The sequence below is a fragment of the Streptococcus sp. 11273D007BT genome (genome assembly GCF_053547195.1).
Map to the genome: position 1 here is coordinate 1,715,799 of NZ_JBPWPE010000001.1, position 14,152 is coordinate 1,729,950.

Below are 14,152 nucleotides of genomic sequence, written 5' to 3' on the forward strand. Positions count from 1 at the left end.
CCATAACCAAGAGGTGAAGATGGACTTTTTATCGTCTAAATATCATCTGATAAACTGTCTTTCAAATAACTTTCTAGATTGCTTTTAAGTTGACTAAGACGTTTTTGGCTAGGAACTTGTCTAATACCATACCCCAATAAATAAGGAGATACCACATAACGAGGCATGATTTTACATACAAAACCCTCTTTTATAGGATATAAAAATAAATTATAGGAAGCTTCCTTATCTTTAAAATAAACGTGTGTGATAAAGCGTAAAACTAACTGAGATACATCCGCTAGGATTTCTAAATGCGAGCGTTTAGAGATAATAATATTAAACTCTAAACCACCTGCAATAGGATCCGAAGATAAGACCAGCCTAGCACCTTGTCTAAAAGATTGAACCTCCAGTCCCTCAAAAGCACTTTCTTGAATAAAAGCATAACCGTCAACGGTTTCTAACCCCACAATTTGAAGGTGAGGATGTCGCAAACTCCCACCAGACAAGGGGCCAAAATTTTTATAACATAGAACCGATTTAAATTCCCCAGATTGCTCTAGGCACTCAAATTTTTCTACTGCATAAGAAAATAGCTGTCGATTATAATCCCTAGAATAAATCGGAATGTCCCCATCATGCCAATCTGATTCTATAATCAAGGTTTGATAAGCCTGCTCTAAAACAGGGTATTTGTTTTCAACCCAAATCATTTGATCTTGTCGATCCAAGATTTTTCCTAATTCCTCTTGATAACAAAATGGACAACGATCTTGATTAGTTGGTTTTTTCTTTGCGATACTACTATTAAATGTTAATTTAGCCCGTGTCATATTTTCTCCTTTTCTTTTATTATACGCAAGGACTTCTCCTTGTCAAATCTCACTACCTCTTATTTTTTTGATATAATAACTCTAGTTTATTTTGGAGGTTCTATGAAAAAATCAATCCTCACTTATCCACTATCAACCACTCAAAAACTTAGCCTTAGTTTTATTGGTCTTATTTTTATTGGAAGTTTATTGTTAGCATCACCTATAATGCACTATCCAAATGCTCCTGAGACAAGCTATCTTGATCATCTTTTTACTGCCGTATCTATGGTCTGTGTGACGGGGTTATCTGTATTTCCTGTCAGTGAGGTCTATAATGGACTGGGCCAAGTGACTGCAATGGCCTTAATGCAAATTGGAGGACTTGGCTTAGTCTCTTTAGTCGCCTTTAGCCAATACAGCCTCAAAAAACGCCTCTCTCTGCGTGATCAAACATTGCTACAATCTGCGATGAGCCAAAGCACCCATCACCATTTAAAAGAATATCTCTTTTTTGCCTATCGTCTTACCTTTGGAATTGAATTAATCTGTGCGATTTTATTATCATTTGATTTTATTCCTAGATTTGGATGGGGAAATGGAATCTTCAATAGCCTCTTTTTAGCAGTTTCAGCTTTTTGTAATGCTGGATTTGACAATATCGGTCAAAACAGTTTACAAGTTTTTGCTCTCAACCCCTTGATTAATCTTGTCCTTGCTTTTTTAATTTTTTCTGGAGGATTGGGATTTAATGTCTGGCAGGATCTTTACAACAGCTACTTAAACAGCCGACAGCAACCACGATTTTGGGCGAATTTTTGGAAACACTTATCGATTCATTCTCGCTTAATTCTAAACAGTACGGCTATCATTCTCTTATTAGGAACAGGTTTATCTTTTCTATTAGAATATAATAACTCCGAGACCTTAAAATATTTGACCTTTCCTGAACAAATCTTGGTCAGTTTTTTTCAAAGTATCACCATGAGAACGGCAGGTTTTTCAACATTATCCTACCTAGATACTGGTCATGCGACAAATTTTCTCTATATCTTACAAATGTTGATAGGAGGAGGGCCTGGAGGAACTGCAGGAGGAGTTAAAGTCAGTGTTGCAGCCATTTTATTTCTTTTATTTCGAGCAGAGTTGGCAGGACAATCTCAGGTCTCCTTTCAAAATCGGACAATCCCTCAACGTATTTTACGACAGACTCTTACCGTCTTACTCTTCTTCTTTGGGATCCTAATCATCGGCTATCTATTATTATTAGAAAACGAGCCTCATTTAGACCCTTTTGCCCTATTTTTTGAAGCTAGCAGTGCTATTGCAACTGTTGGGGTTAGTATGGAGTTAACAAGCCAACTTTCGACAATAGGACGATGTATCATCATGGCCCTCATGTTTATCGGACGTGTTGGACCCATCACGGTCCTTCTTAGTATTTTACAAAAAAAAGAAAAAGACATTCACTATGCTGAATGTGATATTATTATTGGATAAGGAAAAACTATGAAAAGAAAAATTATTGGTGTTTTGGGGCTCGGTATCTTTGGTCGTACCATCGCAAAAGAACTTGCCCGCTTAGATCAAGATGTCATTATCATCGATAGCGAAAAGCAGTATGTCCAAGAATTAGCCGATCAAGTCACTAAAGCCGTTATCGGTGATATGACGGATATTGATTTTCTAAAACATGTCGGCATAGACCAGTGCGACACCGTTATTGTCGCAACAGGAACTAATCTTGAAAGTGCTGTCTTAGCTGTTATGAACTGCAAAAAACTAGGAGTCTCACAAATTATTGCCAAGGCTAGAAGCAAAACCTACGAAGAAGTCCTCTACGGGATAGGTGCCGACTTAGTCATCGCCCCCGAACGTGAAGCAGGGGTAAATCTTGTCTCTAGACTTTTACGAAATAGTATTAATGACGTCTTTCATTTTGAAGGTGACGTGTCTATTGTTGAATTTAAAACCCCTAAAAAATGGATTGGAAAATCTATTCCTCAACTCAATTTACGTCAACAATACGATATCAATGTCATCGGTATTCGTTCTAATAAGGGAGGGCCAATCAACACGACTTCTATCTTACAAGCTCCGCTAGAGGCTAACAATCTTATCGTAGCTGTTACCAGTTCTAAAACATTTGAAAAATATGATTATTTAGGGTATTTTGACTAAACGAAAAACTAGAATTTCTGATTCTTTCCAACAATTGAGATAAGGTCTCCAAAGTTGAAGGAAGTTGAAAATTCTAGTTTTTATTTTAAATTATTTTATTTCCAAGGATTATAAAAACGTCCACCATTGAGATAAAAGAGATAAAAACTTGTTAACAAAATTAGCACTGCCAAAAGTAGGACAAGGTAGTCATACCAAAGGAGAGCTTGCCCTTGGTACCAGCTTCTTTTCTTCTCTTTACCAAATCGACGTAACTCCATAGCAGTTGAAATCGTATCAATACGCTCAAGCGAACTAAAAATAAGAGGGGTAATAATCCGTATATTTCCTTTAATCCGCGAAAAGAGACTAGCTTTTGAGGATAATTCTAAACCACGAGCCTGTTGGGAGAGTTTAATCATGTGAAATTCCTCTTGAAGATCTGGAATATAACGTAGCGTCAAACTGACTGCATAGGCTATCTTGTAAGATACCCCAATTTGATTGAGACTAGCTGCAAATTGGCTAGGATGAGTGGTCACCAAAAAGATAATTGCTAGAGGAACCGTACAAAAATATTTTAAAATTAAATTTAACAAATAAAAGAGTTCTTGGCTTGTGATGTTAAAACGCCCCACACCTTCTACCAAAACTGTTTTTGCTCCATAAATCTCCTCACCATAAGCTGGTGCAAAGAGATAGACCATCACAACATTTAAGGTCGCAAAAGTCAAAATAAACATCAAGACAAATGAAATATCACGTAAGCGTATCCTTGCCAAACGAAACAAAACTAAGGATAAAACAGAGACCAGCGCAATCAAACGCGTATCGTAAGTTGTCATACAGGCAATCGATACCAGAAGGAAAAAAACTAGTTTAGTAGCTCCAGATAGGTTATATAGAAAACCCTGACCTTCATGAAAACCAATCAAACTATTAGATTGTTGCATCATTATCTCCTCTCGTTTTAATATAGTAATCTGTCACTTGCTCAGGGTTTTCCTCTATTTTTTGAGCTAAGGCAAATAAACTCGTCGGCTTTAAGTTAGCCTGTTCTAAAACAGCTGGCTGGTTTAAAACTTCTAGTGGACTAGCATCTGCTAAAATACGCCCTTCCGCTAAAACAATAGCGCGATCTGAGTATTCTAACATCAGTTGCATATCATGTGTAATCATGATAATAGTATGTCCTTTTTCCTGCAAAGCATTTAAAAAATTCATTAAGTCTGTGTAATTTTTTTGATCTTGTCCTGCGGTAGGTTCATCCAAAATAATAATTTCTGGGTTCAAAACCAGAATTGATGCGATACTAACACGTTTTTTCTGGCCATAAGATAGAGCAGAAATGGGCCAGTTTCTAAAAGCGTACAGACCACAAACTTTCAGGGTCTCATAAACCTTTTCTTTTATGACTTCTTCTTCTATTCCTCTTAGACGTAGACCTAGAGCCACTTCATCAAAAATCATTGTCTGGCTAATCATTTGGTTGGGATTTTGTAAAACATAACCAATGCGACTAGCTCGCTCTGTCATCGAATCATCTGCTATATTTTTTCCCTTATAAAAAATCTGACCTTCTGCCTGAACAAATTGACATAAGCTTTTGGCAAAGGTAGATTTTCCTGCACCATTTTTTCCAACTAGGGCTATCTTTTCACCTTTATAAACGCTTAAGTTGATATCTTTCAAAATAGGATTTTCTTTACGATAAGCAAACTGCCATCCCTTTACTTCTAAAAGCACTTCTGATTGTTTGTTCTCTAGAGTAGAAGTCTCGCCACTTAAGGTATAAGTTGGTAAATCTAGTCGATGAAGTTGATCCAGATACAGCTCTTCTTCAAACGGATAACCTAGAGAGCGTAAAACACTAATATAAAGAGGTTCACGAATACCATTTTCATTTAAAAGATTAGTCTTTAAAAGCTCATTAACCGATCCATTAAAAAGAATACTGCCGTCATTGATAAGAATAATGCGATCCACCTTACGGTAAATGACATCCTCTAAACGATGCTCGATAATGATCGTTGTCCCGCCAGTTGATTGATGGATATCATCAATCAAAGCAATCGTATCTTGTCCTGATTTAGGGTCTAAATTGGCTAATGGTTCATCAAATAATAGAATCGGACTTTCATCGATAAGAACACCTGCCAAGCTGACCCTTTGTTTTTGCCCCCCTGATAAGTCTTGAGGACGATGATATAATAAAGGTGTTAAGTCTAAATGCTTAGCCCAAAAATTAACTTTATCTCTCATTTCCTTTTGAGAAACCACATCATTTTCAAGCGCAAAGGCTAAATCCTCAGCCACACTAAGACCAATAAATTGCCCATCTGTATCCTGTAACACGGTACTGACCAGATGAGATTTATCATAGATTGATAAGTCAAAAGCAGGTTTTCCATCAATCAAAAACTCACCCTCGTGCTCACCTTGATGAATATGAGGAATAATCCCATTCAAACACTGTCCTAATGTGGATTTCCCTGATCCAGAAGGACCAACAATTAAAACCTTCTCTCCACGTTTGATAGAAAGATTGATATTTTTTAAGGTCGGCTCCGATTGAGCATCATATTTAAAACTAAAATTTTTAAATTCTATCACGTTATCTGTCATTTTATCTCTTATCTTTACATCTCATCTAAAAGTTTACTTTATTATTTTACCACAGTTACAGAATATGAGAAAACTCAGCTGACAAACAACTGAGCTGACTCCTTAATCTTTGGATAAACTTCCTGATTGTGTTCGAGTTTTAGCATATACTGCTAAAAGTAAAGTGCCACCAATGGCAATGGTTGTCGCATTAGACAAGCCAGCAACAAGCCCTTGTGTATAAACTTTACTTGAAGGTTCTTGATAAACCAAGATATCTCCAATAGGAGCAATCAAGCCCCAAACCAAAAGGTTAGCAACAATTTGTACGACATTAAATGTCAAGATATCTTTCTTATGAAATAGCCCTTTTTCAATTGATAACCTTTGCTTCAATAAACCAATAACTAGCCCTAATAGACCACTTGGAATAACCCAAGTCCACCAGATTCCGTAACCTGAAAACATATCTTTTACCATATGTCCGATAAAGCCAACCAAGCCACCAACAACTGGGCCATAAATTACAGCAAAAAGAGTCTGAACTGCATATTGCAATTGAATACTAGTATTTGGAACTGGGCTTGGGATATTCACCAAAATTCCGATGACTACAAATAAAGCTGCTCCGATACCTGTTGCCACTACATTTTTAATCGTATTATTTTTCATAACGTCTCCTAAATTTTCTTAATTTCAAGATGCCATTGGGGACCTACACCGACATTATAAGCCTTGGCAAAAGAACCTTGGTTAATAGCCAGTCCCAAACGATAAAGTGAATTGATGTATAAAATAGGTTGACCAATTCGAACATCCGCAAATGATTTGCCATAAGTCACTTGGTTTTGATAGACTAACATATCATTATTATAGATGGTCACTTCAAATCGATCACCAAACTCTGGGTCTAAACGATAAAACTCTTCACGCGTGATAGAGGTCCAAAGCGAGCCAAAACGAACATCTAAAATATCAATGGCACCTTTCACCAAATCCTCTTCTACTAGGGTCTCCACAACTGGTAACTCCACAATCGCATCAACAGAGAGCTCTGGACCTACCTCTTCAAAACTAATATGGCCTGAAGCAAGCTTTGCCCCTGTAAAAGCATAGACATCACGTCCATGAAAAGTATAAGATAGCTCGGTGTTTTCTCGGCGGTTTTTAACCTCTGAAATTTCACGAACAGCCTTAATACCTACATGTTTTTTAATATAAGACAAAGTCCCGTTATCTGGTGTTACAATATACTGATCGGCATTGGTTAGAGCAACAACACTTTTACGATCTGATCCCACACCAGGGTCAACAACCGAAACAAAAGTAGTTCCCTTTGGCCAATACTCTATGGTTTGAAAAAGGCGATAGCTTGCCTCAAAAATATTATAAGGTGTGATTTCATGGGTCAAATGATGAACTCCAAGATTAGGAGCTTCCTGAAGGGCCACCCCAATCATAGCCGAAACTGCACCATCAACCAAGCCAAAATCTGATTGCAAAACCAATAACTGATTACTCATAAAAAACCTGCACTTTCCATATTATTGAATATCAATAATAACATAGAACAGTGCAGGTGTAAAATACCGATTTATTTGAGCTAGATATAGTTTTAGACTATAGAAAAACTACATAATCTTAGCTTTTTATTTATTTTTTCTTTCCCCAAACAGACTTTTCAGCTACAGCTGTAAAAAGAACATCTGTTGAGGAATTAAGGGCTGTTTCAAATGAGTCTTGCAAAACACCAATAATAAAACCAACTCCTACAACTTGCATGGCGAGATCATTTGAAATACCAAATAAACTACAGGCTACAGGAATCAAAAGTAAAGATCCGCCAGCAACACCTGATGCACCACAGGCAGAAACTGCAGCCACAATACTAAGAAGAAAAGCTGTCGCAAAATCAACCTCAATCCCCAAGGTATTAACTGCTGCCATAGTTAACACATTAATAGTGACTGCTGCACCTGCCATGTTAATAGTCGCACCAAGTGGGATAGAGATCGAATAAGTATCTGGATCCAAGCCTAAACTCTCACACAATTTCATATTGACAGGAATATTGGCTGCAGAGCTTCTGGTAAAGAAAGCTGTCACGCCACTTTCTTTTAAGCAACGAAAGACAAGTGGATAAGGATTTTTTCGCATCATCACAAAGGCAATCAAAGGATTAATGACTAAGGCGATGAAAAACATGGTTCCAACCAAAACCGCAAGAAGCATCCCATAATCAGCCAAAATACCTAGACCATTTTCTGAGATAGTTGTAAAAACTAGGCCCATAATTCCAAATGGAGCTAGGTTAATAATCCAGCTAACCACTTGGGAAGTCACTTCTGCCAGAGTATGTAAAAGGTCTTTGGTATTAGGACTGGCAGTTCTCATTGCAAAACCAAAAATAACCGCCCAAAATAAAACACCAATATAGTTTGCCGTTGCTAGAGCATTAACTGGGTTATCCACTAGGTTTAACAATAAACTTTGAAACACTTCTGCTACACCTTGTGGAGGGCTCAACTCACCCGTCTCTGCTTTTTTTAACACCAACTTTAAAGGAAAGATATAATTAACAATAACAGCCATTAATGCCGCCGCAAATGTTCCTAAAAGATATAGCCCCACTACTGTTTTCATATTAGATTTTTGACCTTCTCTCGTTTGAGAAAGGGCATTCGCTACTAAGGCAAAAACCAACAAGGGAGCGACAGCTTTTAAGCCCCCTACAAATAAGCTCCCTAAAAGGCCTATCACTGTAAATTTCGGTACTACTAATCCTAAAACAATCCCAAATAGGACACCAATCATAATCCGTTTAATTAGACTGGTTCGATTCCACGTTCTGATAAATCTAGACATGTTACACTCCTTCATTTTTTCACATTCTCCATCATATTATAAATTAAAGCGCAAGTCAATCTTTCCTTCCTCTTCTTCACTGAGCTATTTGTTAAATTGTATAAAATTGACTTGAATTGTATGACAATTTAAGCTATAATAGATTTTCAAAATGTTTATGACTTGGAAAGGTTTTATATGAAAACAAAACAATTTGACGCTAAAGTCTATACCGTTATTGGTTTTATGCTTTTTGCGCTTTTCTTTGGCGCTGCCAACTTAATTTATCCTGCCCTTTTAGGAATTTATTCTGGTAAAAATGTCTGGGTATCTATCCTAGCTTTCTGCCTAACAGGTGTTACCCTTCCTTTTCTAGGTGTGATTGCAACAGCATGGTCTGGAGCAAAAAATATGGAAGAATTGGCTTCACGTGTCTCTAAGCCTTATGCTATCTTCTTTTCTGTGGCTCTATATCTTTCAATCGGACCATTCTTTGCTATCCCAAGAACTGGTGCAACCTCTTATTCCATGGGAGTAGAACCTATCTTTGGTTCTAGTTTAGTGGTCAAAGTCATTTATGCTTTAATTTTCTTTGGGTTATCCTACTGGATGGCTATTAAACCTAGCAAGATGACTGAGCGTATTGGGAAATACTTAACACCGACGCTTCTCATCACGATTGCAGTTGTGATTATCATGTCCTTTATCAATCCTTCTGGATCTCTTGGAGCAGCACACAATGCGAGCTCTAGTGTCAACGATGCTTTCAAGGATCTTCCATTTATCGCTGGACTCATTCAAGGATATGGAACAATGGATGCTCTTGCTTCCCTTGCTTTTGCAGTTCTAGTGATTGATGCTGCTAAACAATATGGTGCAACCTCTGAAAAAGAAATCTCAGGCTTGACCATCAAATCTGGTCTAGTTGCTATTTCTCTCCTAGCACTCATTTATATCTTTGTAGCACGTATCGGCGCAACCTCACAAGGGTTATTTGATTTTTCAAATGGACAATTTGTACAAAATGGAATGCCTATTGATGGAGGACACGTCCTTAGCCAAGCTTCCAGACTCTATCTTGGGACAATTGGGCAAAACATTCTTTCTATTATTGTCTTTCTTGCTTGCTTGACCACTTCAACAGGATTGATCACAGCTTGTGCGGAATATTTCCATGGTCTTATTCCAAAAATTTCTCATGTGATGTGGGCAAGCATCTTCACTTTGATAGCAACGACTTTCTACTTTGGTGGCTTGTCTGAAATTATTAAGTGGTCTGTTCCTGTCCTTTATCTCCTTTATCCTTTGACGATTACTTTAATTTTCTTAGTGCTAGGGGATAAATACTTCCACTCTCATCGTAGTGTCTATGTCTTTACCATTGGGTTGACATTTTTCGCTGGGCTTTATGATGCTATTTCTACTTTTGCCACTATGACAGGATTTTTTACTATCCCATCAGCTTTAAGTAATTTCTTTACCAAGGCTGTCCCTCTAGGACAATATTCACTAGGTTGGGTAACTTTTGCCCTCATTGGATTAATCCTTGGGCTTGTTTTCTCAAAGGTTAAAAAATAAGTAGATACAAAAACGACTACCAGATTTTACATCTGATAGTCGTTTTTTATGTTCTTAAACAAAAGCTTAACGGTGACTGATTTTTCGTGTCAAACTATCACCTGCAAACTGAATAGCAAAAATAATAAGAAGAATAATCAAGGTTGCCACAAAAGTAACATCATTGTTGAAGCGGTTATAACCATAAGAAATGGCCACATTTCCCAGACCACCTGCACCAATAGCACCAGCCATAGCCGTTTCACCAACTAAAGAGATAAGGGTTACTGTTGATACACGGATAAGATCTGGTAAGCCTTCTGATAAGTAAACCCCAACAATATCCCAAGTTGTCGCGCCAGAAGCTTGTGCTGCTTCAATCACTCCTTTATCCAGCTCTGATAAAACGACTTGCACTTGTCGTAAAAAGAAGGCAAATACTGCTACAGATAAGGAAACATTAGCAGCATCTGGCCCCAACATTGTCCCAACAATCAACATGGTCACAGGCATCAAAATCGCCAATAAGATGATAAATGGAATAGCTCTAAAAACAGAAGCAATCTTATCTAAAATCCAATAAACTGGCTTATTTTCAATAACACCACCTGGTCCTGTCATAACCAATAAAAGACCTGCCCCTAAGCCTGCTATCCCACCAATGATAAAAGGGATAACCGTCATATACAGTGTCGTAAAAATCGCAGTTCCCCAACCAGCATCACCACTCCAGCCCAATTGATACACATTTGGTAGATATGTTTGAATTAAGTTTGTCATTTAAGCACCTTTCTTTAATACGATTAAATCAATCCCTGCCTCTTTTATAGCTACTTGAGCCTGTACTAGTTTTTCTTTTTCACCTGACAAGACTACAATCAACTCACCAACAGGAGTATCTGATAAAATCTCAATATTGGCAAATAAAATATTTGCTGTTACTTCATAACGTTTATAAATCTCGTTTAAGATGGGTTCATCAGTAGAAGTTCCTGCATAGTTGAGTTGAGCTAATAGAGCATTCTCTGGAAGATGCTGAACAATATCTTGTTGTTCAATTTTTTCCATAGCATCTTCAATCCCTGTAGCAACCTTGATAAAATCTTGGGTCAAAGTCTCTTTAGGATTAGAAAAGATATCAAGAACTGTTCCTTCTTCAATAAGTACTCCATTTTGCATCACGGCTACACGATTGCAAATATCTTTAACAATCTGCATTTCATGGGTAATCATCACAATCGTAAGACCCAATTTTTTATTAAGATCCTTCAATAAGGCTAAAATCTGTTTTGTAGTTTTAGGATCTAGAGCTGATGTTGATTCATCTGAAATCAAGATCTTAGGGTCATTTGCCAAAGCACGCGCAATCGCAACACGTTGTTTTTGTCCTCCAGATAATTGAGATGGGTAATTGTCAGCACGTTCTGCAAGGCCAACCAAGTCTAGTAATTCTTCAACTTTTTTAGCTTTCTCCTCTGTCGTCAAAGAAGAGTGCTTGAGGGCAAAAGCAACATTTTCACGTGCTGTTTTCTGTGCCATCAAGTTAAAGTGTTGAAAAATCATTCCAATATCACGGCGTTTCTGACGTAAGGCTGCTGGATTTAGCTGAACTTTTTCATCTGAGAAGGTCACATCACCATCAATTGTAATCTTACCAGCTGTTGGAACTTGTAGTAAGTTGATCACACGAACAAGGGTTGATTTTCCAGCACCAGAATAACCTACAATACCATAAATATCACCTTGATTGATATGAACGGTAACGTCTTTGACAGCTTCAATGACACGTTTTTTCTGATGAAACGTAATGTCAATATGATCTAATTTAATAATAGGATTAGGCATAAGATTTTATTAACTCCTTAATTAATTCAATATGGGTATAATAATCAGCTATAGAAACATTTTCATCTCCACCATGATCTCGACTATTGGCATTACCTAAGCCAAAAGCTGCCATAGGGACACCTAATGCTTCATATATGGTGTGCATAGGACCCGTTCCTGCAGCAGTAGGCAGGACACAAATTCCTTCTGGATAAAAAGCTTTAGCGAGTTCAATAACTTTTAAAACAGCAGGTGATGACATATCGGATCGATAAGCTTCCTCACCAAGAGTATAGGTCACACGGATATGATCATAACCTGCCTGTTTCAAATGTTTTTGAATTTGCTCTAAAACATAGTGAGGACTAAGACCTGGAACCAAGCGCATCTCCATCTTAGCAGAAGCCTTAGACGGAATAATGGTTTTAACACCTTGACCTTGGTAACCCGTGCTCAACCCTTCTATTGAGAGGGCAGGTTCAAAATAATAAGTTCTCAAAAAATCGCGACGTTCTTTTTTAAGAGCAGGTAATCGCAGACCATATAGTTTTCTCAAAGTTTCACTATTTTCAAGAGCATACTCCTCAACTAAATCCAACTCACGCTGACTAGGCTCTTTAATCTGATCATAAATCCCCTCAACTAAAATCCGACCAGTTTCATCCCGTAAACTGTTTAAAGCACTTAGTAAATACCAAGAAGCTGAATCAATTACTGCACCAAACTTTGAATGAATATCAACATCAGCACTTTTGACAGATAAATCAAAAGTCACAATGCCTTTATTACCACCTGTGATTTCCAGTTGACCTGAACTATTTTTAGCTCCTTGCTCCCAGATAAGAAAATCTGCTGGAAGAAGATCTTTCTGATACTTGGCAAGATATTTATCCAAATCCGTTGAAGCAGACTCTTCTGCTCCTTCCATGATAAAAGTCACATTAACAGGAAGAGGACCAACTTCTTTAATATATTTTCTAACAGCTGTTAAACGTGCCGTGATGTGTCCCTTATCATCATCAACCCCTCGACCATACATGTAGCCCTTTCTAATGGTCAATTTAAAAGGATCATCCGTCCACTTTTGGTCCTTATCTGCTGGTACAGTATCATAATGATTATAAAAAATAATGGTTTTAGCATCAGGATTTGGACTTTTAAACTTAGCTATGACAAAAGGAGCAGTATAAGATTCATCAATCGTCACCTCTGCACCAACACTTGAGAAAACTTCTCCTAAATAAGCTGCTACGTCAGCTAAGCCAATTTGTTGCGCAAAAATTGACTTTTTTGAGATTAGCGTCCGCAAAACCTCAAAATAATGTTGGGCAACTTCATCATTTTTAAATTTTTCAATTTGTTCACGCTCACTTGAAAATGCCATCTTCTCTCCTTATACGACAAAATGGAGCTGGGAAAATCCCATGCTCCGTAAGCTAACTCAACCTCTTATGTTTTTTACCAAACTGGAACATCTACACCATTTGATGTTTCTTCGATCACTTTTTTCACTTCATCTGTGTGATAAGCTTTGATCAACTTAGCAATAGCATCCGCTTTGTCTGATTCTTTATAATCTTTTTGAGCTGCAATAATATTGATCCATTGTTTTGCTGAATCCTCGTCTGCTTGCTCTTTATAAAGTGAGGTATTATAGTCAATACCTGCTGGTACTGCATAGCTATTGTTCACAATAGCCGCATCAGCTGATGTCAAAGCACGAGCAGTCTGGCTAGCATCTAACTCTTTAATATCAAGATTTTTCTTGTTTTCAGTGATATTAGCAATCGTTGCAAGTTCCTCACCTGAAACATCTAGTTTAATCAAGCCCGCTGCCTGAAGAACATATAGGGCACGGCTTTCATTTGTCGCATCATTTGGTACCGCAATTTGAGCACCATCAGGAAGATCTGAGACTTTAGTGTATTTTGCTTTACCAGAAGAATCTGTACCAGAGAAAAGGTTAATTGGGCTAATATAAGTTTCTGCAGCAGATACTAAATCCCCTTTATTTTCCTTATTCCAGTTGTTAAGGAAGTTATAGTGTTGGAAGGCATTAAGATCCACTTCTCCATTTGCTAATGCCTTGTTAGGTTGTGAATAATCTGTAAACTCCTTATATTTCAAGGTAATGCCATCTTCTTTTAGAAGTTCTTCAATCTTTTCCCAACGTGCTTCATCTGACTCTGTTTTCGTCATAACACCAATAGTTAGGGTATTTTTATCTTCTGTTTGCTTTGAGCCACAAGCTGCTAAAACTAGTGTTGATGCTAAAGCTAATCCTGTAATTCCTAATACTTTTTTCAATTTCATGATATTTCCACCTTTAATTTTCATCTTTAACTGTTTTCTATTTTCTCACAATA

The 14,152-nt window shown here is 37.4% G+C and carries 13 protein-coding genes; 3 read left to right on the forward strand and 10 right to left on the reverse strand.

The annotated features are described in order from the left end of the window. Nucleotides 1–35 precede the first annotated feature (35 nt). Nucleotides 36–815, reverse strand: coding sequence for a DUF4931 domain-containing protein (locus ACEE75_RS08730; protein WP_447574098.1), 780 nt, complete (start codon nt 813–815; stop codon nt 36–38). 102 nt (nt 816–917) lie between these two features. Between ACEE75_RS08730 and ACEE75_RS08735 the strand changes: the two genes are divergently transcribed. Next, nucleotides 918–2,294 carry a TrkH family potassium uptake protein gene (locus tag ACEE75_RS08735; protein ID WP_447574099.1) on the forward strand — a complete coding sequence of 459 codons (1,377 nt, stop codon included), beginning with the start codon at nt 918–920 and terminating at the stop codon, nt 2,292–2,294. A 9-nt stretch (nt 2,295–2,303) separates the two neighbouring features. Further along, entirely contained in the window at nt 2,304–2,975 is a 672-nt protein-coding gene (locus ACEE75_RS08740; protein ID WP_447574100.1) for a potassium channel family protein, read from the forward strand. Nucleotides 2,976–3,070: 95 nt separating this feature from the next. Here ACEE75_RS08740 and ACEE75_RS08745 read toward each other — a convergent pair whose 3' ends face one another. The 5 genes from ACEE75_RS08745 to sstT all read right to left on the reverse strand — a co-directional run bounded on the left by ACEE75_RS08745 (nt 3,071) and on the right by sstT (nt 8,423). Further along, nucleotides 3,071–3,907: an energy-coupling factor transporter transmembrane component T family protein gene (locus ACEE75_RS08745; protein ID WP_447574101.1), complete on the reverse strand. Its 837-nt coding sequence runs from the start codon at nt 3,905–3,907 to the stop codon at nt 3,071–3,073. Beyond that, nucleotides 3,894–5,579 (reverse strand): ABC transporter ATP-binding protein, encoded by a 1,686-nt coding sequence (locus ACEE75_RS08750; protein ID WP_447574102.1) that lies wholly within the window; start codon nt 5,577–5,579, stop codon nt 3,894–3,896. The genes ACEE75_RS08745 and ACEE75_RS08750 overlap by 14 nt, the downstream gene beginning before the upstream one ends. Nucleotides 5,580–5,681: 102 nt before the next feature. Then, nucleotides 5,682–6,230 (reverse strand): ECF-type riboflavin transporter substrate-binding protein, encoded by a 549-nt coding sequence (locus ACEE75_RS08755; RefSeq protein WP_447574103.1) that lies wholly within the window; start codon nt 6,228–6,230, stop codon nt 5,682–5,684. An 8-nt stretch (nt 6,231–6,238) separates the two neighbouring features. After that, nucleotides 6,239–7,081, reverse strand: coding sequence for an SAM hydrolase/SAM-dependent halogenase family protein (locus ACEE75_RS08760; protein ID WP_354369099.1), 843 nt, complete (start codon nt 7,079–7,081; stop codon nt 6,239–6,241). Between the two features lie 130 nt (nt 7,082–7,211). Then, nucleotides 7,212–8,423: a serine/threonine transporter SstT gene (gene sstT / locus ACEE75_RS08765; RefSeq protein WP_447574104.1), complete on the reverse strand. Its 1,212-nt coding sequence runs from the start codon at nt 8,421–8,423 to the stop codon at nt 7,212–7,214. Nucleotides 8,424–8,600: 177 nt separating this feature from the next. Here sstT and brnQ point away from each other — a divergent pair, with 177 nt between their 5' ends. Beyond that, nucleotides 8,601–9,980, forward strand: coding sequence for a branched-chain amino acid transport system II carrier protein (gene brnQ / locus ACEE75_RS08770; protein ID WP_447574105.1), 1,380 nt, complete (start codon nt 8,601–8,603; stop codon nt 9,978–9,980). Between the two features lie 66 nt (nt 9,981–10,046). On the opposite strand, the gene ACEE75_RS08775 is transcribed toward brnQ, so the two are convergent. The 4 genes from ACEE75_RS08775 to ACEE75_RS08790 all read right to left on the reverse strand — a co-directional run bounded on the left by ACEE75_RS08775 (nt 10,047) and on the right by ACEE75_RS08790 (nt 14,099). Beyond that, complete coding sequence (locus ACEE75_RS08775) at nt 10,047–10,739, reverse strand: methionine ABC transporter permease (protein WP_354369105.1); 693 nt, start codon at nt 10,737–10,739, stop codon at nt 10,047–10,049. Beyond that, nucleotides 10,740–11,804 carry a methionine ABC transporter ATP-binding protein gene (locus tag ACEE75_RS08780; protein ID WP_354369107.1) on the reverse strand — a complete coding sequence of 355 codons (1,065 nt, stop codon included), beginning with the start codon at nt 11,802–11,804 and terminating at the stop codon, nt 10,740–10,742. It abuts the gene before it with no gap. Continuing rightward, the gene (locus ACEE75_RS08785) at nt 11,797–13,170 is read right to left on the reverse strand and encodes a M20/M25/M40 family metallo-hydrolase (protein ID WP_447574107.1); all 1,374 of its coding nucleotides are present in this window, start codon (nt 13,168–13,170) and stop codon (nt 11,797–11,799) included. The genes ACEE75_RS08780 and ACEE75_RS08785 overlap by 8 nt, the downstream gene beginning before the upstream one ends. 74 nt (nt 13,171–13,244) lie before the next feature. Further along, on the reverse strand, nt 13,245–14,099 hold the full coding sequence (locus tag ACEE75_RS08790; RefSeq protein ID WP_354369111.1) for a MetQ/NlpA family ABC transporter substrate-binding protein: 855 nt from the start codon (nt 14,097–14,099) through the stop codon (nt 13,245–13,247). Nucleotides 14,100–14,152: the final 53 nt, after the last annotated feature.

Bases quoted from the DNA above. Each gene is read 5' to 3' on its own strand.
- ACEE75_RS08740 (WP_447574100.1), top strand. From the start codon at position 2,304: ATGAAAAGAAAAATTATTGGTGTTTTGGGGCTCGGTATCTTTGGTCGT.
- ACEE75_RS08780 (WP_354369107.1), bottom strand. From the start codon at position 11,804: ATGCCTAATCCTATTATTAAATTAGATCATATTGACATTACGTTTCAT.
- ACEE75_RS08775 (WP_354369105.1), bottom strand. From the start codon at position 10,739: ATGACAAACTTAATTCAAACATATCTACCAAATGTGTATCAATTGGGC.
- ACEE75_RS08755 (WP_447574103.1), bottom strand. From the start codon at position 6,230: ATGAAAAATAATACGATTAAAAATGTAGTGGCAACAGGTATCGGAGCA.
- ACEE75_RS08735 (WP_447574099.1), top strand. From the start codon at position 918: ATGAAAAAATCAATCCTCACTTATCCACTATCAACCACTCAAAAACTT.
- ACEE75_RS08745 (WP_447574101.1), bottom strand. From the start codon at position 3,907: ATGCAACAATCTAATAGTTTGATTGGTTTTCATGAAGGTCAGGGTTTT.
- ACEE75_RS08790 (WP_354369111.1), bottom strand. From the start codon at position 14,099: ATGAAATTGAAAAAAGTATTAGGAATTACAGGATTAGCTTTAGCATCA.
- sstT (WP_447574104.1), bottom strand. From the start codon at position 8,423: ATGTCTAGATTTATCAGAACGTGGAATCGAACCAGTCTAATTAAACGG.
- ACEE75_RS08785 (WP_447574107.1), bottom strand. From the start codon at position 13,170: ATGGCATTTTCAAGTGAGCGTGAACAAATTGAAAAATTTAAAAATGAT.
- brnQ (WP_447574105.1), top strand. From the start codon at position 8,601: ATGAAAACAAAACAATTTGACGCTAAAGTCTATACCGTTATTGGTTTT.
- ACEE75_RS08730 (WP_447574098.1), bottom strand. From the start codon at position 815: ATGACACGGGCTAAATTAACATTTAATAGTAGTATCGCAAAGAAAAAA.
- ACEE75_RS08750 (WP_447574102.1), bottom strand. From the start codon at position 5,579: ATGACAGATAACGTGATAGAATTTAAAAATTTTAGTTTTAAATATGAT.
- ACEE75_RS08760 (WP_354369099.1), bottom strand. From the start codon at position 7,081: ATGAGTAATCAGTTATTGGTTTTGCAATCAGATTTTGGCTTGGTTGAT.